A 21,608-nucleotide genomic window follows, 5' to 3' on the forward strand; every position below is an offset into this window, starting at 1 on the left:
TCGGGAACATCAAGGATTTTGCACAATGTTCCGTTTTTTCACAGACGGAAAGGAGGGTCATCATGGCAGCATCGGTTCCCGTAGATCACAAATGGCGACGTTTGTTCGCGTTGTTTCTTCCTATTTTCGTTTCCCAGGCCGGTCAGTACATGATGAACGTGGCTGATGTCGCGATGTCGGGACACGCGAGCGCGGAAGATTTGGCCGGCGTGGCGATCGGCTCAAGTTTGTGGGTGCCGGTATTTACCGGCATCGGCGGCATTTTGCTCGCGTTGTCTCCGATCGTTTCCCAGCACTTCGGGGCCGGACGCCACAAAGACATCGCGCACATTGTCACACAAGCGCTTTATTTGGCGGCTGCGCTCGCTGTGATCATCGTTCTCATCGGCGCCGGCGTGGTTCCGCTCGTCTTACGGTCCATGTCCTTGGCAACACATGTTCAATTCATTGCCGCCCATTATTTGCTGGCCTTGTCGTTGGGAATCATCCCGCTTTTTCTTTATTCGGCGCTACGCCATTGGATCGATGCGCTTGGGCAGACGAAAGTGACAATGTGGATTACGCTCACGGCTCTGCCGATAAACGTTTTGTTTAACTGGCTGTTCATTTACGGGCATTTCGGGTTTCCTCGCCTTGGCGGCATCGGCACCGGCTATGCAACGGCGATAACGTACGCGTACTGTTTTGCGGCCGCCGCCTTCGCCGCTCTGAAGTTTCGCCGCTTGTCGCGATACCGCGTGCTCGCTCGTTTTTACCGGCCTTCATGGGCCGCGTGGAAAGAGCTGCTTAAAACGGGCGCTCCGATCGGGGCAGCCATCTTTTTTGAAACGAGCATTTTTGCTGCCGTGACGCTCCTAGTCGGGCGATTTGGCGCGGAAACTGTCGCCGCTCACCAAAGCGCGATGAATTTCGCGTCCTTGCTGTATATGATCCCGCTCAGCTTGTCGACAGCGCTGACGATCGCCGTCGGTTTCGAGGCGGGAGCGAAACGCGAAGAAGCGGCAAAGCAATATTGCCTGATTGGCCTTGGCCTCTCGTTGTCAGTCGCCGCCGCTGCCGCCCTGCTCCTGTTTGTTTTCCGCGGCAGCATCGCGCAGCTGTACACCAACGATCCGACCGTAGCATCGTTGACAAAAACGTTTTTGTTGTACGCCATTTTCTTCCAATTTTCCGATGCGATCGCCGCTCCCATTCAAGGAGCGCTGCGCGGCTATAAAGAGGTCAAGGCGGTATTTTGGTCCGCCCTGCTCGCCTACTGGGGGATCGGGCTTCCGGTCGGCTGGGCGCTCGCCTCGCTGACTGACGCCGGGGCGTTTGGCTACTGGATCGGCCTCATCGCCGGATTGGCTGCCGGGGCGCTCTTTCTCAGCTTCCGCCTGCGGGCCGTCTGGCGCCGCCACGGAAATCGGCGCACGCCGCTCGCCTCGTAAGGCAGAGGCGCCCGGGCCGCGGCCTATCAACAAAGCGAAGGATGCCCATCATTCGGGGCATCCTTCATTGCGACGATGTCAAAACGGACAAGCCGCCAAACGTTCCGGTTGACAACCGGCTGTTGTTTAGTCCGCCGCCTTTGGCGACGGCTGTTGTTTCATATAGGCGAGCACGTCAAGGTCGATCTTTCCCTTTTCCAGCTCGCGCTCCTCAAAATTTTCCGTATGTATATACGTCGTCAGTGCCTGATGGAGCGCCTCATCGTCCGCTGCGCACGCCGCCGATACCTAAAAATGTTGACTGAACAGCGATGCCGAGCTCCCCCGTCGCCGGATCAAAGGCGACAATCGAAAACGTCGCCACTACGTCTTTCGGAATGCGTTTCATGTTCTCACCCTCCACGTTGTGTTGCATTTTGCTTCTTCTTACAAATTCTTCTCTCCCCCTCGACCTTCCTGCCTATGACAAAAGGGGAAAGCTGCCGTTGTCCGGCCGCTTCCCCCTCGCTTGCTCATCATCCGCTTAGCACCAAGTGGCTCCGACGATAATGAGCAAAATAAACAAGACGACGATCAACACGAACCCATAGCCGTAGCCAGGATAGCCGTAGCTAGGATAGCCAAAGCCGTAGCCACCGCAGCCCCAGCCCCCGTAGAAGCCGTATGGCATTTTCGTCACCTCCTTGCTAGCAGGTGGAGCTCATCAATAGACCCAACCACCGATACATGCGCATCCAACAATAATTAACAAGATGAACAGAACGACGATCAGCGCAAATCCGCCGCCGTAAGCTGCACCCATTTGCCAGCACCTCCTTCGTTTTTGTACTAGTAGACTATTCAAAAATCAGGAAATGGTTAGGTGTTTCAGCAAAAATGGGTATTTGTCGCGCATGGCGACGAGGAAAACATTTCCAAGCAAAAGAGCATTGCCCAAGATCGAGCGTCATTTGCCGCCCATGGCAATAAGAAAGACGGCCCGTCCACCGGGCCGCCGTTACGCTTGCAGCGAATTTCGCTTCCTATATAGCCCCTGCCTAATTTTATCTATACAAAAGTCCGGCAGGCCACAACAAAACGGGGCGGCACCCGTCCCCGCTTCCTTGCGGCTTTGCTTGGCCGCGCTGTTGACCTGTTTTCCGTGAAAATGCCGAACTGGCGTGGGATTTTCATCCATGGGTGAAGGGCAGATCGCGCTGCCCATGAAACGTTTCTGTTTTTCCATGTTGCCGCTTATCAACCGACACAAGCACAACCGACAATAATCAATAAAATAAACAAGACGATCACAAGTGTATAACCGCTGCTGACAAAACCGCTCATGGCGGGCACCTCCCTTATGGATTGACGGGACCATCATATGCGCCCGCCCGCCCAAATGGCCGGGCAAATGCCCATTTTTCCGGCAAAACCCTTATTTTTCTGTCGTTCCCGTCTCCCCCCACCAGCCTTTTCGTTTGAAATAGAGGGCGATGAGCGCGGCGACAGTGGCCATAAGGAGCAATGCGAGCGGATAACCGTATCTCCATTTCAGCTCCGGCATGAACGTAAAATTCATGCCATAGACGCTGGCCATAAACATCATCGGTAAAAAAATGACGCTCTCGACGGTTGGGATGTCCGTTCCATCGATCAGCCGTTTTTGGGCGAACGGGTGGAGCGACCATGACGAGAGAAGGCGCTCTAAATCCGGTTGGGATGCGGCGGTGAAATGGAGCCAGCATGGACCGGTTGCCCGCCGGCGCATAGCGCCTGTATGCCTCATCGACTGCCGGATGAAAGTGTTGTTGCATCGCCATCCATTGACGTCCTTTCTGTCATAAACCGTTCTAATCTGTTTGCTGGTTGCGAAAAAACTAGTCGTCAAAGGCGAGGATGGCTTCTACTAGGCCGCGGCGCGCCAACGGACGATTTTCCATCACCACCCGAGCTTCGCCGCCACCATTTTCTCGTTCGGATCCGTGCCTTTTCCTTTTTTTCTCTTCAAGGGAGCGCCGCCAACCGTAGCGGAAGCGATAGACAAACCGTCCGGCCTGATCTAACCTTGCCGTTCTGCGCGCGATTGCGGCTCAACGTGAACGTGCGTAGCTTGGATGTTGTGGCGCTTTTTCATTAAGCGCTCCACCTCGTCGGCGATCTCATGGCTTTTCGCCACCGTCAAGTGCGAGTCGACGCGAATCGTGACTTCGAGCACCACCTCATTGCCAAGCAAGCGAGCTTTAATATCGGCGACATCGCGAACGCCGCCAACCGCGGCGATTTCGTCTCTATACACCGCGAGCTTCCGCTCATCAAAACCGTCCGTCAGCGTATGCGCCGTATCGACAAACACGTCCCATGCCGTCTTGCAAATGACCGCGCCGATGACGAGCGCCGCCAATGGATCGAGCCACGGCCATTCGAAGCGGGCGCCGATGACACCCACGGCCGCCCCGACGCTTACGAGCGCGTCCGACAAATTGTCTTTTGCCACCGCCGCCAGCGCCGCGCTGTTCGTCTGGCGGGCGAGCCGCCGATTGATGGCGTAAATGCCCGTCATCAGCGCCGCTGAAACAGCAGCGGCCGCCGCGGCCAACGGATCGGGCACCGCCGTTGTTTCCTCTTGAAACAGCGAGCGGGCGCCGCCGGCAATGACATCGATGCCAATCGACATCATCAAAAAGGCGGCCAGTAGGGAAGAGATGTTCTCCGCGCGCGAGTGTCCGTACGGGTGGTTGCAATCGCGCGGTTTTCTGGCGATTTTCATGCCGACATAAACAGCCAAAGAAGCAATGATGTCGCTGAAATTATTCCAACCATCGGCTTTCAGTCCATCCGAACCGGCCGCCTCCCCAACCAGCAGCTTGCCGGCGGCAAGCAAAAGATAGACGACGATGCTCAAGAACGCCCCAGCCTCGGGCCGCTGTTTCCATTCCATATCCTTCACCAACCTAACGAATCTGATCGTTGCATGTATCAGTGTACCAGCTGAGAGGCGGTTGGGTCTACAGCAAGAAAATTTCCTTGCTGCACAAGTATAAAGACAAGCAAACTTTTTTTCCTAAAGGCAAAAAGAAGGGCGCCGGCGTATGATAAACTAAATCGAAGCGAAAGGAAGGAAGTCGATGCCTTCGTACTTGGATTGGCTGGCGGACATGGGAATTGACGGTGCCCATCCCGGCGGCTTTGAGTTAACAAAACAAATCTTACGTAAACTTAATATTGACCGCGCCACATCCGTGCTCGATGTCGGGTGCGGAACCGGTCAGACAGCCGCGTATATCGCCAAGCAGTATCGGGCGGACGTTGCCGCCATTGACCTCCATCCGACGATGATCGCCAAGGCCCAACAGCGCTTCGCCGCCCTGAAAGTTCCCGTCCAGCTGCAGCGCGCATCCGTCGAAGCGCTGCCGTTTCCTGCTGAAACGTTTGATCTCGTTCTTTCTGAATCGGTGCTCGCCTTCGTGTCCCTAAAAGAAGCGCTCGCCGAAATCCGGCGCGTGCTGAAACAAGGCGGCACATTCATCGGCATTGAAGCCTGCCATCAACGGCTGTCAGCCGCCGAACAGCAACGCATCGCCGCCTTTTACGGCTTTAGGCAGCTGTTGACGCCGGCGGAATGGAAAGAGGCGCTTCGTCAGAGCGAATTCCGTTGCCGGCATTTTTCCTATGCAGCGGCAGCAGAAGCGCCGCCCAACGCTGCCCCGATCATGATCGCCTTTCCGCCGGCGCCAGAAGCGGAACGCATATGGCAGACGCATCAACAGTTGACCGCTCAATTTGGCGATCGGCTTGGCTATTGCCTTTTTTGGTGTGAAAAGCCGCTTTCCGACGCTCTCTCCCAATGAACGACCTGCGCGCGAAGGCCCATGCTGCGCTGCCCGCGACAGCGGAGACGTCAAGCAGCAAGGGGAGAGGAAAAGAACGCGCTGTACAGCCGTTTCCCGCGATGCCGGATCGGTCAAAACGGCGGCGCCTCTCTAGCCGACGCGCGCCGCCACCTGACACCGGCGCTGCCGCGGCGTTTGGGCTCAAGAGGCGCCAAAGAGCTCTCCACCGCTGATCAGCGCGAAAAAGAAAGAGGTTCCGCCATGAGCGGAACCCCTTTTTCGTGAATTCACACGCCAAACGCGACCGGTTCTGGAAGGGCGGTGATGTAAGGAAATAACATGGCAAACCCGTATCTAGGATGAAATTCCCATCCTCCTAGACATCTCCACCGCGGCTGGCTACACTTTTTTCACCATTCGAAAATATTCTTCGAGCGTCAAGCCGCGCTTTTTCATCACCGCTGCTGCCTTTTTCCCGACATAACGGATGTGCCAAGGTTCATACTCGTAACCGGTCACCGCTTCCTTTTCTTTCGGATAGCGGATGATAAACCCGTACTCGTGCGCATGGGCGGCAACCCATCTCCCTTCTTTGGTCGCGCCGAACGCCGCCGTCAGCTGATAACCGGCCGAACGGCTGCTAATGTCCACAGCCAAACCAGTCTGATGTTCGCTTTGCCCCGGGTGGGCGACAGCTTGAACCGCTTGTTTCTCACCTTTTTTCCGCACTTCTGCAGCAAAAATCTCCTGCTGCCGCTCATACGACCGATAGGCGGACACAGCCACCAGCTCTACGCCGGTACGGCGGGCGGCGGCAAACATTTCCTCCAAGGCCGCCGCCGCTTCCGCTCGCATATACCGCTTTTCCGCCTTCGGGTCGGCAAAGGAAAACGGCACGCGCGGCGCCACTAAATCGGCCGGCTTATAGCCCGGTGGAAGCGACTGCTCTTTATTGACAAGCACCAAAATGTTGTCCGGATTCATGATCACTTTTTGTCCGTTTTGCACTTTGACGACATTCCAATATTTCTCCTCAAGCTGCAAGTCAGGAGCGGCCGGATGAGGGGAATGTGAGGATGCCCCCGGCTGACCGCCATTCGCTGCCGGCGGCGTCCCGCCGTTTGGTGGGCTTTTTGGGCCGTCTGGCGTTTCCCCTGATCGATCGCTCGGCGCCGCACTCACCGGCGGCTGTCCCGACGAGCCGGCCGTGTGGTGATCGGCGCTTTCCCCTGCTTGACAGCCGGCGAGCAATAAGCACGCCAGCATTGCCGCTTGCCATGGCTGTTTCATCGATTTTTCCCCTTTTCGTTCGAGGCCGCTTCCACACCTCATCACACGCCGCTGCGGATGGCGGCCTCCAGTGCTACTTCCATCATATCATGAAACGTCGTTTGCCGTTCTTCGGCGGTCGTTTCCTCACCGGTGAGAATATGATCGCTCACAGTCAGCACAGACAGCGCGCGGCAACCGAACTTGGCCGCCAGCGTATAGAGCGCCGCCGTCTCCATCTCGACCGCCAAGACGCCATAGCGAGCCCACGTTTCCCAGTTCGGCTCATCGTTGTAAAACATATCAGCGGTAAACACATTGCCGACTTTGAGCGCCAGCCCTTTTTCAACGCCCGCGTCATAGGCGGCCCTCAGCAACTGAAAGTCAGCGGTCGGCGCATAATCGCGGCCGCGGAAAATGAGCCGATTCATGTTCGAATCGGTCGAAGCGCTCATCGCCAAAATGACGTCGCGCACGCGCACATCCGGCTGAATTGCCCCGCACGTTCCAACGCGGATGAGCGTTTTCACCCCATAGCTTTGAATGAGCTCGTTGACATAAATGGAAATGGAAGGAACACCCATGCCCGTTCCTTGCACTGAAATGCGGTGCCCTTTGTACGTGCCCGTAAACCCGAGCATGCCGCGCACTTCGTTATAGCATACCGCTCCCTCAAGGAACGTTTCCGCGATGTATTTGGCGCGCAGCGGATCGCCCGGCAACAAAATGCGCTCCGCAATTTCCCCTTGTTTTGCTCCGATGTGGACGCTCAACGGAATTCCTCCTTTTGATGATCTCATCAGTCGATGCTCTCGTTTATCATATCACATCTTTGCGAAAAATGGCAGTCCTCGTTGAGAGTAGCGACAGCGGCGGGCGGGCACACGATGAAGGCCGGCATCAGCGGGAAAGGAGGGGCAGGAACGATGAAAAAGAAACTGGAGCAAGCCGTTGAATACGCCAACAAAACCAATCCGTCATCCAAATCGAACAACCAACCATCGACATCCAAAAAGGGAAAGACAAAATTTTAAGGGAGAGCCGCTCTCCCTTTTTCAAGATGTTTTGGAACGACGGTCATCGCCGCGATGACGGCGCGCCAAATATCGTTCGTTAATATACAGCACTTTTTTGTCTTCGCTGCGCGTATATTTTTTCTCGCGCTCGCGCCATCTAGCAGCGAGCCAGCAGGCAAACAAGTAAAGGGGCAAGACAAGCTGCATCGCACCGGCGAACACGTACCAAAAACCGCTGATGTCCGCCAAGTCGCGCAAATAAATGCCGATGCCGCTCCACCGGTAATACGAAGCCGCGACGACAGCAGCGATGACGACAATATTGACGGCATGGAGAAACGGAACGTTCCTCCAGCGGAACAACACCCGCTCGACTTGCCCTTTCAGCCAAAGCAACCCTGCGATCAAAGCACCGCATAATAGCAGCGATAACGCTAGTGCGGTCATCGTTTCGTCCCCTTCCTTCTTTTTTGCGCGCCCGCCTGCAAACATTTTCCGCCGATGAACCGCCGCCAGCCCGCATACACTACCAATGACAACGGTTCAAGGAGGGAAAACAATGGGCAAAAAGCACCGCAATCGCATCAACGGGCAGAAAAAGAACAACCATATCCCAAAGGAAGCGTTAATCGCTGAAGACGCCGCGCACGCCAAAGAGTACTCCGCCGCCGGCGGCCGGAAAAACGGGCCGGGTCATCACCAGCATCCAGAATCATAGCCAACCGCGGAGGTGTCCTAAAAGGACTGGGACACCCTCTCTCATCGCTATATAGAAGCACCAGCCGCTTCCTTGCCACAATCGTGTCTTTCTTGAGGGGAGGTCGCCTTTCCGGTCGGCCCCTATTGCGATTCCGCCGGTTCGGTTTCATCCCAGGCGAGCGTGACGACTCTCGTATAGTCCCCGCGCTCGATCTCTTCTTTCGTCGCCGGTTCGTTCAGCTCCTCGTCGTCGTCGATGCCCGGCGCCACTGTCGGCACGTCACGCCGCTGACGGCGAAATTCCATCGCCTTCGCCCCCTTTCCTTTCTTATCCGTTCCCTAAAGCGCCGGGCTTTATTCGACATTTTTCTTTTATTATACCATTTTCGCTCGCAGCAGGCGACTATCTTTTTGAATATTCCGTCAACAATCGTCTTAGCGTTCAATATGAATATTCCGTCAACAAACCGCTTGACGTTCGACTCGTTTCCAGCCGTCAGGACAAAGGCGATAGTACGTTTGTCCTTTCCGCCCTTCATCAATCAAGACGATATCCCCCGTCCCCATAAATCGGGCTTGGCAATGTTTCGGCATCAAGTCGGCAACATTGAACGTCCGATAGATGATCGACAGCGCCTCATCGTGGCTTGATGCCGTCACCGTCAGCCGGCACACTTGCCGATAGCCTTTTGGCTCCCCGCAACGCGGCGTTTGAAAAACGACGGCCTCGTACACGCGTTTGCTCATCCATCTCCGTTTCCCCCAGAAGCGAACCATCGTTTTCCTCTCCTTTCCCCTATAAATCGGTCGTCTGTATCTTATACTATTGGTGACTGCCAATGTCGATTCCTTCAGCAAAACCGCCCGTCTTTTGTCGAAAGGATATCCATTGGACGAAATCAAAGCCCTTCTACCCATCGAAAGGAGAGACGATCGATGCCCTTTCATCCGCTCGATTGGCTGCGCCACCCGCTGCAGCATGCCTATCGCTCTTTTTTGTACCGCCATCCGGTCCGCCTCGCCGACGCCGGTTTGCTTCACGAACTGATCGCTCGCCGCGCCGCCCGGCCGCCTCGCCCCGCGCGTCCGGAAGAGGAGGCGATCATCGCCGCCATCCGGCGGGCGACAGCGGAACAAAACCGCAACAACGTCACGCGCACCGCCGCTTACTTGGCCATGTTCGAGCGCTATCCCGAACTGCACTGGGCGCTTTTGGCCCATCTTGTCTCACGCAACGGCGGCTGGAATATGACCGACTTGCGCGGCGGTTTGCTGCCGCGCTTGCTGTCGAACGAAATGATCGCTCCCCTTTTTCTGTTTTTGGAGCGGGCCAACGCGTTAATTTTTCATGACGCTTATCCGCAGCTTCTGCTGTATGCGGAAAGCAAGCGCAGAGGAACGCCGCTCTTTCACCTGTTGCCGGCATTGGGCGTGTCCTCGTTTATGCAGCCGCTGTGGGAACTTTTTTGGCACACCGGGGACGCCCCGCTTCTCACGGTCGCCTTGATCGTGAACGAACAATACTACATCCAGCTCCGCGTCGTCGAGCACCCGTTTTTCCGCGCCCGCGTGCTGTCAAGCTGGCCGTTTATCGTCGAGCAATGGCTTGGTTTCAACGATGTGCTCATCCCGTTTGAGCAAAACGGCCGCGTCAATCTAGCGGGCACGACGGTGCGTGATTTCATCGATGTCCACCACCGCATTCATATCGGCAAAACGCTGTACAGCTTGCTTTTATTCGATGCTCGGCTGTTTCGCGGCGCTGTTCGGTTTGCCCGCCGCGTCCCTCATAGCGGCTCCCGCGCTGATTTTTGGCCGCAGCGGTTTACCGCCGACCGCGGCGGACACCGCCTTTACAGCCCAACGCTGGAATCCGTGTGGCCCGATCTCATTCATTCGTTTTCCGATCAGCGCGACTGGTTCACGGATCATACGATCATCCGCGCCCTTGAAACGCTTCCGCTCCCGGCTTCCGGCGACATGACCGGCCGCTACGAGCGGCATTTGGCCATGATGAAAGCCGCCGCTCAGGCAGCCGAGTGAGCTTTCCTCATGGCTTTCTTTCGCCAAGACGACAAAAACGACGAGCTGTCACTCGTCGTCGACATCGATTTCCTCATCAATCAGGCATTTTTCCAGCAAATAGTCAAACGTAATGTCAGCCAGTTCCGCAAGTTCCTCTTGCGTTGGCACAAATCCGCGGCGGATCAGCTGTTCATAAAAAAACTCCGCGATTTCTTCCGTGTCGATCACCACTTCAATTTCCTTCACTGCCTCTCGCCCCCTTTGTAATGTTGTATGTCACGGCTTTCTCCTTTATGTCAAAAATGACGCTGTTCTATCTTCGTTCTCTTCCCCATATGTATGTATTGACCATACGAAAACATGGAGGCGAAACCGATGGACAAGCCAACAGCGGCGGACAAAATGATGGAAACAGTCGTCAACGGGCTCGGCGCACTGGTCATGTGGGCTGGCGTTCCTTATTTTCTCTTCATCCTTTATCAGTTTCTATGTTTTGGTGATTGACGATCGTTCGTAGACGTTGGACAACCGTTTCCATCATTTGTTTATATTGTTCATCCCCGAACCATTCGTACAGCGCTTTATAATCATTGTACACATCGAGCAGTTCATCAACAGACGGCCCGCTGCTTCGGTTGTCGGCCGGCAGCGGCCAAAGTGCTGGCATCGCGATGACAATATCTTGCACGAGCGTGACGGACGTCTCTTCTCCTAGGGCCACCGGAATAATGTCTTCAAGCGGCACTTCAATCTCCCATCCGTCCGTCAACCGCTTCAACTCGTAAATCGTCTCTTCCCATCCTTCCCCGTAGTAGCGGTAAATTTCCGTCCGCACACCGACGACTTTAAACAAATGGCCGCCATAATCACGGACGCGGACGATCTCGCCAAGGAAAAACGGCAGTTCGATTTCGACCTCCTCGACAATCCATAAATCACCGGCAAACTCGGACAAGGCAACGAGCGCTTGCTCAGCAAACAAGCTATGGCTATGGTTGATTTCATATAAAAACGTGCCGTCAACCTGCTGAATGCCGGTGACGGTTCCGACCGTTCCGTACAATGTGTTGACGACGACATCGCCAATGGAAAACTTCGGGCGTTTCGGCGCGCTCATCGGCATCTCCCACCCTTTTGAACAAATGGTTAGTATAGTATATGCAAGGCAAACGAGGTGGACACCTTCTGGCGCGCGGAAAAAGACGTTGTGGAAGCGCTCCCATAAACAAAGCGGGAACGCCTCCTTACGATGCGGCGACCGCCCTCGCTGTCAGCGGGCTCGTGGCGACGCCTCATACACAAACTGCTCCCACAGTTCATCAAAGACGGCCATGCTTTCCAAATAATCGCCGTTCAACTCTAAATAGCCGCTTAGCTCTTCGTAATCGACCGATCCTTTCGGAAAACTATGGTCAGCATACGCCCCGTTCGCAAAACGAACGATCGGGTCTTCCGCATGCCCATAACGGAAACGCAATAAGTAGCGGTAAAATGTTTTTTCCATATTCCCCCATCCCTTTCCTTTCTCTTTGTTGCTATTATAATGAGCGCCGAACGGTTTGTGAAGTCGTTTTTTGCCTCTCGTATTGCCATCGTACGCAACAAGCGCTTTTTTCATGCCAATGATGGGCCGACCGGCAGCGCCAGCGGAACCGGAAGTTGGCCATTCGGTCCGCTAAGCGCGGGCAAAATAGGAGCGGAGCGTGAAAAAAAGACGCTCCCGGCAACAAGGAAGCGTCTTTCCATCGTCCTTTATATCCATGCCTTTTCGCCGACTTCGGCCTGTGGCGCCGGGGCAAACTCAATCTCAAATCCAAGGTCCTCAAGCATCTGATAGTCTGCCGATTTTTCTTGTCCGGCGGTCGTCAAATAGTCGCCGACAAAGATCGAGTTGGCGGCATACAGCCCGAGCGGCTGGAGCGAGCGCAAATTCACTTCCCGCCCGCCGGCGATGCGGATTTCTTTTGTCGGGTTGATATAGCGAAACAGCGCCAGCACCTTCAAACAGTAGCGCGGGTTCAGTTCGTTCGTCCCCGCCAGCGGTGTGCCGTCAATCGCATGCAAAAAGTTGATGGGAATGGAGTCGGCGTCAAGCGCCCGCAGGCTGCGCGCCATGTCGACGACATCTCGCTTCGTCTCTTTCATGCCGATAATGACCCCGGAACAAGGCGAAATCCCGGCTTCTTTCACCGTTTCCACCGTCCGCACCCGATCGTCATATGTATGGGACGTCGTAATGTTCGGATGGTGCTCTTTCGACGTGTTGATGTTGTGATTGTAGCGATCCACCCCCGCCTCTTTCAGCCGCGCAGCCTGCTCCGGCTTTAAGATCCCAAGGCAGGCGCACACTTTCAGCCCGAACCGCTCTTTAATTTCCTTGACCGCAGACACAACGATGTCGATCTCTTTATCGCTTGGCCCGCGCCCGCTTGCCACGATGCAGTAGGTGCCAATTTGCAGGCGATACGCCTCTTCCGCGCCGCGAATGAGCGTTTCTTTATTGACCATTTTATACGTTTGGACCGGCGCGGTTGAAATCGATGATTGCGAGCAATATCCGCAGTTTTCCGGACAGAGCCCGGATTTGGCGTTGATGATCATATTCAGTTTCACTTTGTTGCCGTAATAGGCGCGGCGGATGTGATACGCCCCTTGCATTAAGGCAAGCAGCTCCTCATCCGGACAGTCGAGAATCGCCAGCGCCTCGTCATCCGTCAACTCATGCCCTGCTAACACGCGTTCTGCCAATTCTATCCAATTCCCCATCATTCCGCTCCCCTTTCCACTTCGTTACATTTATCGTAGGGCACGGAGCAGAGTTTTGTCAACCTATTTAATGATTAAGTTTACTATTTTCACAAAAAACACCCATGAGTAAATTTTACTCCTCACCTAGGAGGCTGGTGATTTAACGGGGTATACAGCTTTCCAATGTCATTTCTCAATTAGAAAAACCTTGTTTTATCGGGCCTGCTTTTCAATCATTCTTCCATTGATGAAGGGAATCAGCGGTTTTTCACCAGCCTTCTAGGCATGAAAATCCATCTCTCCTTACCATAATGAATGATGAATGCAAACAGTTTGAAAAGACGTGCTTTTTAATAGTGGTTCGACCGTGTGCAAAACTGTTTGTGTCCATTGTGACCGATAAATAAGCATGTAGCTTATTCACCCGAACGCCAATCGCCCATGGATACTATGGAGAGGATGGGACTTCGTCAAGATGGTTCTGCTGGAAAAAATCTCACCGATCCGAAATACATTTTGGTTGAGGATCGAGCCCACTTGACGGATCTACCGAGGAAATATTATAATTATCCCTCAGTCTAACAAACATATCTTTTGCATAGTCAGATATGGTGCCATCAATAACTTGTCTGCGATATTTTACAACCAGAACAAGATGATAATACAACATTCATTATTATTATCATCTAATTTCATTGATATAACAATCTTTCATTTATATTAGAGGTGGAAGACTTCTTTCAAAAAATGTTAAATTCTCCAGCCTAGCGATCAATCTCTAATTTCAGTCCTTTTATACCCATCACTTTTTTGATTTCATATTCGTCTTCTGTATAGATATAACTTTCTTTTTCATGACTAATTGTCACTAACCATTCCTTTCCTTGTTTAAAGAAGGATAAATCTTCTGGTAAGTGAGGTTGAACCCAGTCGTATAAAGAATTTGTAACTTCTGTTAATACCTTATTAGCATTTGCATCCGTACGATAGTAATAAACTAGTGCTGTTTGGCCACTACCTAGAATCGTGCTTGCCCACTCTGATTCCTCTTTCATTACGATTAATGAATTTTCAAGCCTCTTTAAAATTGGTTCATATGTGGTTAAGGGTCCCATATCTTTTCTTAGCACCAGATGAAATTGATCACAAATTTCAAAAGATAAATCAAGCAAATTCCTGTATACATCTTTCTCTGGATTTTGTTTAATAACAATCATTTGTATTCTTCCTCCCACATGAAAAGAAATCGAATCATCTTTATTTTTCACGCTGCAACAGGTGTTGGAGGAGATCGACCAGACGATCGCCGAAGAACGGGACAAGATGCGGTATGACTTGAAAGACAAGCGGACGGTCGCCAAGATCGAGCGACTTTTTATTCTTTTCCTAAAAACACGCGTTAGCGTAGCATTTGGGGTCAGCCCCTTTTCATTTTCCTAATTTTTCCACGATGTCGCGGGCGATCCAGACGCCGCAGGCGCTCGCCTGTGCCAAACCGCGCGTAATCCCCGCGCCGTCGCCGCCGACATACAGCCCGGCGATCTCGGTTTCAAAACGGTCGTTCAGCTTCGGACGCGCCGAGTAAAATTTCGCTTCGACTCCATAGAATAACGTATGCTCAGAGGCAAGCCCCGGAGTGACATGGTTGAGCGCCTCCGTCATTTCGATCAAGCTTTTCATCGTGTTGTACGGCAAAACGAGGCCTAAATCGCCCGGCACTGCTTCTTTGAGCGTCGGTTCGATGAACCCTTCTTTGATGCGCTTTTCCGTCGAGCGCCTTCCTTTGAGAATGTCGCCGTATTTTTGCACGATGATGCCGCCGTTGGACAAAGCGTTCGCCAGCCGAGAAATTTCATGGGCGTATTCGTTCGGCTTGTCAAATGGATCGGAAAACTTATGTGAAACAAGAAGGGCAAAGTTCGTATTGTCGCTGCCGAGTTTTGGATCTTTGTACGCGTGGCCGTTGGCGAGCATAATGCCGGAGTGATTTTCCACCACGACGTGTCCGGACGGGTTGCTGCAAAACGTGCGCACTTGCGTTCCAACCGATGTGTTGAAAATGAACTTTCCTTCATACAGATGTTCGTTAATTTCTTGCATGACGATGTTCGATGTTTCCACGCGCACGCCGATGTCCACCTGATTGTTGATCATCCGCAAACGGCGCTTGCGCAAGATTTTGCTCAACCAAACCGAGCCGTCGCGCCCCGGAGCGATGACGATCTTTTCCGCCGTCAGCGTTTCCCCGTTTTTCAACATGACTCCCTTGACCCGGTGGCCGCTCTCTGTCCGCTCTGTCACGATATCCTCCACTTCCGTTGTAAAGCGCATCGCGATCCGCTCGCGCAAATATTCAAAAATGCTTTTTAAAATTTCCAAGTTTTGTTCGGTACCTAAATGACGGACATAGGCGCGCAATAGCTTCAATCCGGCCGCGTAGGCGCGCCGCTCGATCTCTTTCACTTTGTCCGTCATCGGGTCGGTGATCGATGTCGTCGCTCCGTGCTTCAAGTTGATCTCATCGACATAGCGGATGAGCTCAAGTACAGTCGAAGCTGGCAAATAGTCGGTCATCCAGCCGCCGAATTCGCTCGTGATGTTGAACTTGCCGTCCGAATACGCCCCCGCTCCGCCGAAGCCGTTCGTGATCGAACAGGCCGGCACACAGCCGGCGTAATCTTTTTTTCCGGCCGGCGGCGGGCATTTCTCAATTTTTTTCTGTAAAATCGGACAGTTGCGCTTATAGATATCATGCCCTTTATCAATCAAGAGCACGTTCGCTCTAGGCAGTTTGCGCGTCAGTTCGTAGCAAGTGAAAATGCCGGCCGGCCCGGCGCCGACCACGATGACATCATAATGATTGTTCATGATCCATCCCCCATTTTTCAAGTTCCATTCGAAAGTATACGGAACATTTGGGGATTCGTCAATAAAAAAACGAACTTTTTTTATTTAAATGAAATTAATGTTCGTCTTTTGTTGGTTGTGCAACTTTAAAAAAACTGGTATGGTGAGAGAAAGAAAGGGAAAGGGAGGAGAACGATGCGTTTTTTCATGAAAAATTTTGTAAACGGCATGCTGACGATCGTGCCGATTTTGTTGGCCGTCTATGTATGCTACAAAGTGTTTGCGATGTTGGACGGGCTGCTCGGCCAGTATGTGCGGCCGTATTTGGACGGCCGTTATATCCCCGGACTCGGCCTGCTCGCCACGGTGGCGCTCATCACGGTGTGCGGCTGGCTGTCGACGCAATATGTAAGCGGCCGCCTCATCCGATTGGCCGGCCGCCTGCTCGAAAGCATCCCTTTGATGAAAACCGTTTATTCGGTCGCCAAAGATACGATCGCTTCGTTCGTCGGGGAAAAACGATCGTTTTCGCAAGTCGTGCTTATTACCGTGCCCGAAAGCGGCTGGAAATGCCTTGGCTTTATTACGATGGACGATGTCGGCGCCTGGCACGACCCGCTTGCCGATTATGTGGCGGTCTATATTCCACAGACATTTCAAGTCGCCGGGCTTACCCTTCTCGTTCCGAAAGAGCAGGTCGAAGTCATCGACATCGCACCGGAAGAGGCGATGAAATTTATCCTCTCTGGCGGCGTCGCGGCCCGCAAACAAAAACGGCTGCCCGAATGACAGGGCAGCCGTTTTTGCTTCCATAGCGGCCAATGCTTGGCCATGCCGCTCGACCGTTTTGTTTCGTTGAAAAATTTGTCTGAAAAGCGGCTTCTCGCTTTATGTTTCCCGATGTCGGTAAAAGGCTCGCGCCGCTTTTTCGCCCTCTCTGCACCAACGAAAAGCCGCTCGTTCGTCAAAAATACCGCTTTTTCCAAAAGACGTACGCCGTTGCTGCCGACAGCGAACCAGCGAGCGCCATCGCGATCAAAAAGGCGTACGGAGAGTGTTGATACGGAATCGGCACGTTCATGCCGTAAAAACTCGCCACCATCGTCGGCAACGAAATGACGATCGTAATGGCAGTCAAAAACTTCATCACGATGTTTAAGTTGTTCGAGATGACGGAGGCGAACGCATCCATCATGCCGCTTAAAATGCTGCTGTACACTTCCGCCATTTCGATCGCCTGCTTGTTTTCGATAATGACATCTTGCAGCAAATCTTGATCATCTTCGTACATGCGCAAATAGTTGAGGCGCAAAAGCCGCTCCATGACGATGTTGTTTGCTTTGAGCGATGTCATGAAATACACCAAGCTTTTTTCCATGCTGAGAAGCGAAAACAGCTCTTTGTTTTTCATCGATTGGTGCAGCTCTTTTTCGATTTCGCTCGTGCGCCGGTTGATTTGCTTCAAATAGCGCAAATAATACGTCGAAATCATGTAGAGCATTTGCAAGGCGAACCGCGTTTTCATAAACGTGTAAAAGTTTTTGATTTTGTTTTTTGAAAACTCTTCGAAAATTGGATTCTCCTGCAAACAAACGGTGATAAAGCACGTATTGGTAATAATCATACCGATTGGAATCGTTTCATACATCGGGCCGTCGACTTCATCGTGAGCAACAATCGGGATGTCAACGATAATCAATACATGGTTATCCTCTTTTTCGATGCGCGACCGCTCTTCATCGTCCAACGCGTCTTTGATCGAATCGATCGGAATGTCCAAATGGTGGGCGATGTAACGAATTTCTTCCTCCGTCGGGGCGACGAGATTGATCCAGCAGCCGTTTTCAATCCGGTCGATTTCCCGCATTTTGCCGCTGGCATCGGATAAATACATTTTCATCATCTGGCATCCTTCCTCCTTTTCCCGCGAGGAAGGCGGCGCCTCTTCCTTTCCGTCCGGAGCTCGTTTTCGTATGATGAGCAGCGGGCGGGAAAAGGAACAGGCCGCGTTCCCCGCTATATTCCGGTTCTGGTTCGTTCAGACTCGAACTACTCATATACGAAAACGTCACTCCTTTCAAAACATGTTCCTCAAATAATGATAACGCGGACCGGCCTATTTGTATAGTAGCTGCCATGAAAAAAAGCAGCCTACTGGCTACTTTATTCATCAAAAACGAAACTGTGAAACCAATCGATTCCGACAAAGCTAAGCCTACTAGCTACTTTATTCATCAAAAACAGCGGTTGTTCCCGCTTCGTTATTCGCTCGATGGCGTTGTGTTGAAAAAATCGGGCGCTTGTTTGCCGGTTGGTTGTCGTTCCGAGCGGTGCGGATGTGTTTTGCTGTTTTTCCCCATCACCCCGTCGGATTCGTAGCTTGGCGCAAATGGTCGTTTTTTATTCATCCCGCTCACCTCCCTCGCTTTTACTGTTTGCCTTCATCGCCCTTTTTACTCGCGCGCCTGAGGGCAAAAGGCCGCCACTTTGTGGAAAGGGGCCGCTGACATTGTCAGCCAATGTTCATCGTTTTACCGGCTGGTGTTTATTCGCTTATAATAAACGTGAGGAGGGGAAGCTATGAACATTGTGATCACGAAAAAGGCGTTTGACTGGTACAAGCGGGAGCTCGGATTGAAGCCGGGCGATGCGATTCGCTTTTTCGCCCGCTACGGAGGATGCGGCACCGTGCAAAAAGGCTTTTCGCTCGGCATGGCGAAAGATGAGCCAGCCGGAGAGCCAGCCGCACAGACGACGATTGATGGCGTGACCTTTTTTGTCGATGACAGCGACCAATGGTATTTTGACGGGCGCGATTTGACGGTCGATTTGGACGAAACAGGCGATGAGCCGGTATTTCTGCTCCAATAAACGAGGAAAAAGCTAGCCTTGGCGCTAGCTTTTTCGAATGATGGCGATCGTGCAGCGGGAGACGCAGACGAGCTGCCCTTGTTCGTCGGTGATGCGTATATCCCACACCATCGTCGTCCGGCCGCGGTGCAGCACTGTTCCCGTCGCCGTCACCGTTCCGCTGCGGACGGCGCGAACGTGGTTGGCATTAATTTCCAACCCAACGACGTTTTCTGTTTGCGGATCGACAAGCGCATACGCACCGATGCTCGCCACCGTTTCAGCGAGCGCGACCGAGGCGCCGCCATGCAACAGCCCGGCCGGCTGGTGCGTGCGCTGGTCGACCGGCATCGTCGCAACGACGCGGCCTTCGCCAAGCTCGACCAGTTCGATGCCGAGCGTATCGATCAACGTATGTTTCGCCATTTCCTTCACAGCGGTCAAATCGATCATCTCTTTTTCCCCCGTTTCGTGAATCGTTCGAGTTCAAACAGCCGTCCTTCTTGCCGCAACACGCGCCTTTGCGTCTCGCCGAGCAAGTCGAAATGCGGAAACTCGCCGCGCCGGTCGATCCACTCTTCTTTCAGCCCGTATTGCCGCCCCCAAGCGGTCAGCTGAGCGATATCGGCGCAGCCGACTTTCGTCACCGTCGTACAATCGGGAAACCGCTCGTCATACCAATAATGGGTCAAAAAGGCGATCTCGCCGCGCTTCACTTTCTCTTTCCACGCCTCAAGCTCATGACGGCGGATGCCAAACGCCATCGCACCGCACCCCTTTACCGCTTCGCCCGCTCGTACGCTTCGTGCCAAGCGGGAAAATATTTGCGGATCACAATCGGTCGAAACGTCTCGCGCTTGACGCAAACGTGTTGCGACTTGCCGGTGACGGCCACTTCGCCGTCCGGAGCGAGAATTTCGTAGCCGTACGTGACGCGGATGCCGTCATAAGCGTCGATCCACGTGCGGACGGTCGCCGTCTCCCCGTAGTGAAGCGGTTTTTTGTACGACACTTGCAAATCGATGACCGGCGAAATAATTCCTTCTTTCTCCATCTCCGCGTAATGGAAGCCAAGCTGTTTGATCAGTTCTGTGCGCCCGACTTCCATCCAAACTAAGTAGTTCGCATGGTAAACGACGCCCATTTGATCCGTTTCCGCATAGCGCACTTCGATTTGTTTTTCTACCACCTTCACGTTTGTTCTCCCTCCATTTTTTGCCGGGCTCTTCTTTCATGTTACCACTCATCCGTTCGTTGGCTCAAGCCGGCAAATGAAAAAACAAAGCCGCCCAAATCAAGGCGGCTTCATTTCGTTTATTGGTAGCCGTGTTCCCGCGCAGCAGCTTCGTCCTTAATTTCCGCGCGCATCGCCGCGATCGCTTCCTCGCGGCGGCGGTTTTTCTCCGCAATCTTCTTCCGTTCCTCCGGCGAAGCAAACTGCATCGTTTCCTCGGCTTTTTCCATATTCTCGATCGTATGTTGCACCATTTCTTGCAGCTTTTCCACATTATCGCTGCGGTCATCCGGTTTCGGACGTGGCATGGACGCTTCCTCCTTCACGCGAGTTTGCCCTATTCACCCTTCGTCTGAATCACTTGGGCGTGCTGGCCGGATTGGTCCTGCATTTGTTTGCCTTTGTTTCCCCCAGCGGCGCGAGGCTGTGTGCCGATATGGTTCGGCACGAAATGTTTTCGGCTTCCTTTCGGATTGCTCATCTTGTTCGCCTCCTCGCCATCTAGTCTGTCCGCCCGGAGAACCGCTATGCATGGGTTATTCTGCTTTTTTGAGCATCCGCTCTTCCAGCCTTTTCTCGATTTTTTCGAGCGCTTCCCGATCGTTCAATAACTGCCGTTTGTTCTCGCTGATCAATTCTTGGAGAGTCATTTTGCGGGATCGTCTCATCGCTTCAACCTCCCCTCACTTTTATTGTAATCTTATTCATGCCCAAAAAAGATAAAAATTATGACAACTTTTTGAAAAATAGTGGCGCATGAAAAAAAGCGCTGTCCGTCGCCGTTGATTGGTCAACGAAAGAGCGCTGTCGCGTTCTCGAGCCGAGCTGCCGTCACCGGGCCGACGATCTTTTTCCGGATGACGCCGTTCGGGTCGATGATATACGTTGTCGGAATGGTCTGGACTCGATAATGATAAAACGCCTCGCCGCGGACATCCAAGGCGACTGGCAACGTCAAGTTCCTGCTTTTCGCAAATCGCTCGGCGTTATCGAGCGTATCTCGCGTAGTCAAATGGACCGCCAGCACCGCGACTTCGTGGCCATGCTGTTTGTAAAACTTTTCGAGTTCCGGCATTTCTTCTTTGCATGGCGGACACCATGACGTCCAAAAGTTAAGAACGACCGCTTTGCCGCGCCAAGCGGAAAGTTTGACCGGCTCACCGCCAAGCGTCGGCAGCGCCAAGTCGGGGGCCGGGTGGCCTACCCTCGGGCCGGCAGCAACCGCTTCGTTCGTTTTGCCGGCGGCCATCGCGTTCCAAAGGCCATAGCCGGCAACCGCCAAAAATAGCAATAGGACGAACCACTTTCGCACGCTTTTCCCTCCCGGCCGGCGTCTTCGCCGTTCTGGCCTTCATTATAGCACATACGTTTGTCTTTGCCAACGTTGCTGCCTACGACAAAAAACGAGGGGGGCGCCCTCGTCGTTACCGGATGTTTTGATGGTCATTTTTCATTTTTTCCGCTTCCACTTCGGCGTAGGAAGCGAATTCGCTCGTCCATTCATTAAAGTCGTTTTTCTTTTTCGCGTTGTTATTCCGTTGGGCATTCGCATTGCCAAGCTTTGTCCGGCCCATGCGCTCTCCTCCTCTTGTTCCGTCGGTTCACACATAGTATCGCCCGCCGGAGAAAAATGATGCACGAGACCACGGTGCCCCTAGCTCGACGCTTGAAAAACACGTAT

The 21,608-nt window shown here is 53.2% G+C and carries 36 protein-coding genes and 2 pseudogenes; 9 read left to right on the forward strand and 29 right to left on the reverse strand.

Annotated elements, in window-relative coordinates:
* Window positions 1-62 precede the first annotated feature (62 nt).
* Window positions 63-1,430 (forward strand): MATE family efflux transporter, encoded by a 1,368-nt coding sequence (locus tag B4113_RS07325; protein WP_033843943.1) that lies wholly within the window; start codon window positions 63-65, stop codon window positions 1,428-1,430.
* A 126-nt stretch (window positions 1,431-1,556) separates the two neighbouring features.
* Here B4113_RS07325 and B4113_RS21135 read toward each other — a convergent pair whose 3' ends face one another.
* The 4 genes and pseudogenes from B4113_RS21135 to B4113_RS18640 all read right to left on the reverse strand — a co-directional run bounded on the left by B4113_RS21135 (window position 1,557) and on the right by B4113_RS18640 (window position 2,232).
* Window positions 1,557-1,673 carry a putative peptidoglycan binding domain-containing protein gene (locus B4113_RS21135; RefSeq protein ID WP_081897301.1) on the reverse strand — a complete coding sequence of 39 codons (117 nt, stop codon included), beginning with the start codon at window positions 1,671-1,673 and terminating at the stop codon, window positions 1,557-1,559.
* Between the two features lie 31 nt (window positions 1,674-1,704).
* Window positions 1,705-1,818: pseudogene (locus tag B4113_RS19455) on the reverse strand (DUF1028 domain-containing protein); the annotation flags it as partial.
* Window positions 1,819-1,953: 135 nt separating this feature from the next.
* The gene (locus tag B4113_RS18635; RefSeq protein ID WP_081897218.1) at window positions 1,954-2,100 is read right to left on the reverse strand and encodes a YjcZ family sporulation protein; all 147 of its coding nucleotides are present in this window, start codon (window positions 2,098-2,100) and stop codon (window positions 1,954-1,956) included.
* 33 nt (window positions 2,101-2,133) lie between these two features.
* The gene (locus B4113_RS18640) at window positions 2,134-2,232 is read right to left on the reverse strand and encodes a YjcZ family sporulation protein (protein WP_011231081.1); all 99 of its coding nucleotides are present in this window, start codon (window positions 2,230-2,232) and stop codon (window positions 2,134-2,136) included.
* Between the two features lie 60 nt (window positions 2,233-2,292).
* Here B4113_RS18640 and B4113_RS19845 point away from each other — a divergent pair, with 60 nt between their 5' ends.
* Entirely contained in the window at window positions 2,293-2,460 is a 168-nt protein-coding gene (locus B4113_RS19845; protein WP_156102723.1) for a hypothetical protein, read from the forward strand.
* Window positions 2,461-2,666: 206 nt separating this feature from the next.
* Here the strand turns inward: B4113_RS19845 and B4113_RS21140 are convergent, their stop codons facing one another.
* From B4113_RS21140 to B4113_RS07335, 3 genes are all read right to left on the reverse strand, one after another.
* Window positions 2,667-2,753, reverse strand: a complete 87-nt coding sequence (locus B4113_RS21140) for a YjcZ family sporulation protein (protein WP_153017139.1) — start codon at window positions 2,751-2,753, stop codon at window positions 2,667-2,669.
* Between the two features lie 91 nt (window positions 2,754-2,844).
* Window positions 2,845-3,177: a Loki-CTERM sorting domain-containing protein gene (locus tag B4113_RS18650; protein WP_231559835.1), complete on the reverse strand. Its 333-nt coding sequence runs from the start codon at window positions 3,175-3,177 to the stop codon at window positions 2,845-2,847.
* Window positions 3,178-3,468: 291 nt separating this feature from the next.
* A complete protein-coding gene (locus B4113_RS07335; RefSeq protein WP_172418547.1) occupies window positions 3,469-4,347 on the reverse strand; it encodes a cation diffusion facilitator family transporter in 879 nt (292 codons plus the stop codon).
* A 187-nt stretch (window positions 4,348-4,534) separates the two neighbouring features.
* On the opposite strand from B4113_RS07335, the gene B4113_RS07340 reads away from it, so the two are divergent.
* Entirely contained in the window at window positions 4,535-5,257 is a 723-nt protein-coding gene (locus tag B4113_RS07340; protein WP_033843945.1) for a class I SAM-dependent methyltransferase, read from the forward strand.
* 381 nt (window positions 5,258-5,638) lie between these two features.
* On the opposite strand, the gene B4113_RS07345 is transcribed toward B4113_RS07340, so the two are convergent.
* Together B4113_RS07345 and deoD are read right to left on the reverse strand one after the other, a co-directional pair.
* Entirely contained in the window at window positions 5,639-6,529 is an 891-nt protein-coding gene (locus B4113_RS07345) for a D-alanyl-D-alanine carboxypeptidase family protein (protein ID WP_033843946.1), read from the reverse strand.
* 41 nt (window positions 6,530-6,570) lie between these two features.
* The gene (gene deoD, locus B4113_RS07350) at window positions 6,571-7,281 is read right to left on the reverse strand and encodes a purine-nucleoside phosphorylase (protein ID WP_033843947.1); all 711 of its coding nucleotides are present in this window, start codon (window positions 7,279-7,281) and stop codon (window positions 6,571-6,573) included.
* 81 nt (window positions 7,282-7,362) lie between these two features.
* Here deoD and B4113_RS19460 point away from each other — a divergent pair, with 81 nt between their 5' ends.
* Window positions 7,363-7,542 (forward strand): hypothetical protein, encoded by a 180-nt coding sequence (locus tag B4113_RS19460; protein ID WP_153017138.1) that lies wholly within the window; start codon window positions 7,363-7,365, stop codon window positions 7,540-7,542.
* Window positions 7,543-7,563: 21 nt separating this feature from the next.
* On the opposite strand, the gene B4113_RS07355 is transcribed toward B4113_RS19460, so the two are convergent.
* Window positions 7,564-7,971 carry a hypothetical protein gene (locus B4113_RS07355; protein ID WP_033019945.1) on the reverse strand — a complete coding sequence of 136 codons (408 nt, stop codon included), beginning with the start codon at window positions 7,969-7,971 and terminating at the stop codon, window positions 7,564-7,566.
* A gap of 112 nt (window positions 7,972-8,083) precedes the next feature.
* On the opposite strand from B4113_RS07355, the gene B4113_RS20075 reads away from it, so the two are divergent.
* Window positions 8,084-8,242: a hypothetical protein gene (locus B4113_RS20075; protein WP_165570926.1), complete on the forward strand. Its 159-nt coding sequence runs from the start codon at window positions 8,084-8,086 to the stop codon at window positions 8,240-8,242.
* 122 nt (window positions 8,243-8,364) lie between these two features.
* Here B4113_RS20075 and B4113_RS20080 read toward each other — a convergent pair whose 3' ends face one another.
* Both B4113_RS20080 and B4113_RS07360 read right to left on the reverse strand, forming a co-directional pair.
* A complete protein-coding gene (locus tag B4113_RS20080) occupies window positions 8,365-8,529 on the reverse strand; it encodes a hypothetical protein (protein ID WP_165570927.1) in 165 nt (54 codons plus the stop codon).
* Window positions 8,530-8,682: 153 nt separating this feature from the next.
* Entirely contained in the window at window positions 8,683-9,000 is a 318-nt protein-coding gene (locus B4113_RS07360; protein ID WP_033843948.1) for a hypothetical protein, read from the reverse strand.
* A 159-nt stretch (window positions 9,001-9,159) separates the two neighbouring features.
* Here B4113_RS07360 and B4113_RS07365 point away from each other — a divergent pair, with 159 nt between their 5' ends.
* Entirely contained in the window at window positions 9,160-10,266 is a 1,107-nt protein-coding gene (locus B4113_RS07365) for a DUF2515 family protein (protein WP_033843949.1), read from the forward strand.
* 48 nt (window positions 10,267-10,314) lie between these two features.
* Here B4113_RS07365 and B4113_RS07370 read toward each other — a convergent pair whose 3' ends face one another.
* Window positions 10,315-10,494 carry a YozD family protein gene (locus tag B4113_RS07370; protein ID WP_033019951.1) on the reverse strand — a complete coding sequence of 60 codons (180 nt, stop codon included), beginning with the start codon at window positions 10,492-10,494 and terminating at the stop codon, window positions 10,315-10,317.
* Window positions 10,495-10,623: 129 nt separating this feature from the next.
* On the opposite strand from B4113_RS07370, the gene B4113_RS20945 reads away from it, so the two are divergent.
* A complete protein-coding gene (locus tag B4113_RS20945; RefSeq protein ID WP_255358704.1) occupies window positions 10,624-10,752 on the forward strand; it encodes a hypothetical protein in 129 nt (42 codons plus the stop codon).
* Here the strand turns inward: B4113_RS20945 and B4113_RS07375 are convergent.
* The 6 genes and pseudogenes from B4113_RS07375 to B4113_RS07395 form a co-directional block, all read right to left on the reverse strand.
* Complete coding sequence (locus B4113_RS07375; protein WP_033019961.1) at window positions 10,718-11,365, reverse strand: hypothetical protein; 648 nt, start codon at window positions 11,363-11,365, stop codon at window positions 10,718-10,720. The genes B4113_RS20945 and B4113_RS07375 overlap by 35 nt on opposite strands.
* A gap of 153 nt (window positions 11,366-11,518) precedes the next feature.
* Window positions 11,519-11,752 (reverse strand): YozE family protein, encoded by a 234-nt coding sequence (locus tag B4113_RS07380; RefSeq protein ID WP_033019954.1) that lies wholly within the window; start codon window positions 11,750-11,752, stop codon window positions 11,519-11,521.
* Between the two features lie 248 nt (window positions 11,753-12,000).
* On the reverse strand, window positions 12,001-13,014 hold the full coding sequence (bioB, locus tag B4113_RS07385; RefSeq protein WP_033843950.1) for a biotin synthase BioB: 1,014 nt from the start codon (window positions 13,012-13,014) through the stop codon (window positions 12,001-12,003).
* A gap of 508 nt (window positions 13,015-13,522) precedes the next feature.
* Window positions 13,523-13,692, reverse strand: a pseudogene (locus B4113_RS18655) (transposase); the annotation flags it as partial.
* A gap of 68 nt (window positions 13,693-13,760) precedes the next feature.
* A complete protein-coding gene (locus B4113_RS07390) occupies window positions 13,761-14,213 on the reverse strand; it encodes a stage III sporulation protein AH (RefSeq protein WP_081897220.1) in 453 nt (150 codons plus the stop codon).
* A gap of 211 nt (window positions 14,214-14,424) precedes the next feature.
* Window positions 14,425-15,864: an NAD(P)/FAD-dependent oxidoreductase gene (locus tag B4113_RS07395; RefSeq protein WP_033843951.1), complete on the reverse strand. Its 1,440-nt coding sequence runs from the start codon at window positions 15,862-15,864 to the stop codon at window positions 14,425-14,427.
* 174 nt (window positions 15,865-16,038) lie between these two features.
* Between B4113_RS07395 and B4113_RS07400 the strand changes: the two genes are divergently transcribed.
* Window positions 16,039-16,632 carry a DUF502 domain-containing protein gene (locus B4113_RS07400; protein WP_033843952.1) on the forward strand — a complete coding sequence of 198 codons (594 nt, stop codon included), beginning with the start codon at window positions 16,039-16,041 and terminating at the stop codon, window positions 16,630-16,632.
* Between the two features lie 175 nt (window positions 16,633-16,807).
* Here B4113_RS07400 and B4113_RS07405 read toward each other — a convergent pair whose 3' ends face one another.
* Both B4113_RS07405 and B4113_RS20085 read right to left on the reverse strand, forming a co-directional pair.
* The gene (locus B4113_RS07405; protein ID WP_033021416.1) at window positions 16,808-17,746 is read right to left on the reverse strand and encodes a magnesium transporter CorA family protein; all 939 of its coding nucleotides are present in this window, start codon (window positions 17,744-17,746) and stop codon (window positions 16,808-16,810) included.
* Window positions 17,747-18,104: 358 nt separating this feature from the next.
* A complete protein-coding gene (locus tag B4113_RS20085) occupies window positions 18,105-18,251 on the reverse strand; it encodes a hypothetical protein (RefSeq protein WP_165570942.1) in 147 nt (48 codons plus the stop codon).
* Between the two features lie 172 nt (window positions 18,252-18,423).
* On the opposite strand from B4113_RS20085, the gene B4113_RS07410 reads away from it, so the two are divergent.
* Complete coding sequence (locus B4113_RS07410) at window positions 18,424-18,714, forward strand: HesB/YadR/YfhF family protein (RefSeq protein WP_033021414.1); 291 nt, start codon at window positions 18,424-18,426, stop codon at window positions 18,712-18,714.
* Between the two features lie 24 nt (window positions 18,715-18,738).
* Here B4113_RS07410 and B4113_RS07415 read toward each other — a convergent pair whose 3' ends face one another.
* The 8 genes from B4113_RS07415 to B4113_RS20090 all read right to left on the reverse strand — a co-directional run bounded on the left by B4113_RS07415 (window position 18,739) and on the right by B4113_RS20090 (window position 21,501).
* A complete protein-coding gene (locus B4113_RS07415; RefSeq protein WP_033021412.1) occupies window positions 18,739-19,146 on the reverse strand; it encodes a hotdog fold thioesterase in 408 nt (135 codons plus the stop codon).
* Entirely contained in the window at window positions 19,143-19,457 is a 315-nt protein-coding gene (locus B4113_RS07420; protein WP_033021411.1) for a hypothetical protein, read from the reverse strand. The genes B4113_RS07415 and B4113_RS07420 overlap by 4 nt, the downstream gene beginning before the upstream one ends.
* Window positions 19,458-19,471: 14 nt before the next feature.
* Window positions 19,472-19,888 (reverse strand): thioesterase family protein, encoded by a 417-nt coding sequence (locus B4113_RS07425; protein WP_033021409.1) that lies wholly within the window; start codon window positions 19,886-19,888, stop codon window positions 19,472-19,474.
* 119 nt (window positions 19,889-20,007) lie between these two features.
* Window positions 20,008-20,235 carry a small acid-soluble spore protein Tlp gene (gene tlp / locus B4113_RS07430; RefSeq protein WP_033021407.1) on the reverse strand — a complete coding sequence of 76 codons (228 nt, stop codon included), beginning with the start codon at window positions 20,233-20,235 and terminating at the stop codon, window positions 20,008-20,010.
* Window positions 20,236-20,264: 29 nt separating this feature from the next.
* A complete protein-coding gene (locus B4113_RS07435) occupies window positions 20,265-20,408 on the reverse strand; it encodes an acid-soluble spore protein N (RefSeq protein ID WP_011231056.1) in 144 nt (47 codons plus the stop codon).
* Between the two features lie 55 nt (window positions 20,409-20,463).
* Window positions 20,464-20,595, reverse strand: a complete 132-nt coding sequence (locus B4113_RS18660; RefSeq protein ID WP_081897221.1) for an FbpB family small basic protein — start codon at window positions 20,593-20,595, stop codon at window positions 20,464-20,466.
* Window positions 20,596-20,717: 122 nt separating this feature from the next.
* Complete coding sequence (locus B4113_RS07440; RefSeq protein WP_033021406.1) at window positions 20,718-21,239, reverse strand: TlpA disulfide reductase family protein; 522 nt, start codon at window positions 21,237-21,239, stop codon at window positions 20,718-20,720.
* A gap of 112 nt (window positions 21,240-21,351) precedes the next feature.
* A complete protein-coding gene (locus B4113_RS20090) occupies window positions 21,352-21,501 on the reverse strand; it encodes a hypothetical protein (protein WP_172418546.1) in 150 nt (49 codons plus the stop codon).
* Between the last annotated feature and the right edge of the window lie 107 nt (window positions 21,502-21,608).

Source organism: Geobacillus sp. B4113_201601 (assembly GCF_001587475.1).
Taxonomy (GTDB): Bacteria; Bacillota; Bacilli; order Bacillales; family Anoxybacillaceae; genus Geobacillus; species Geobacillus icigianus.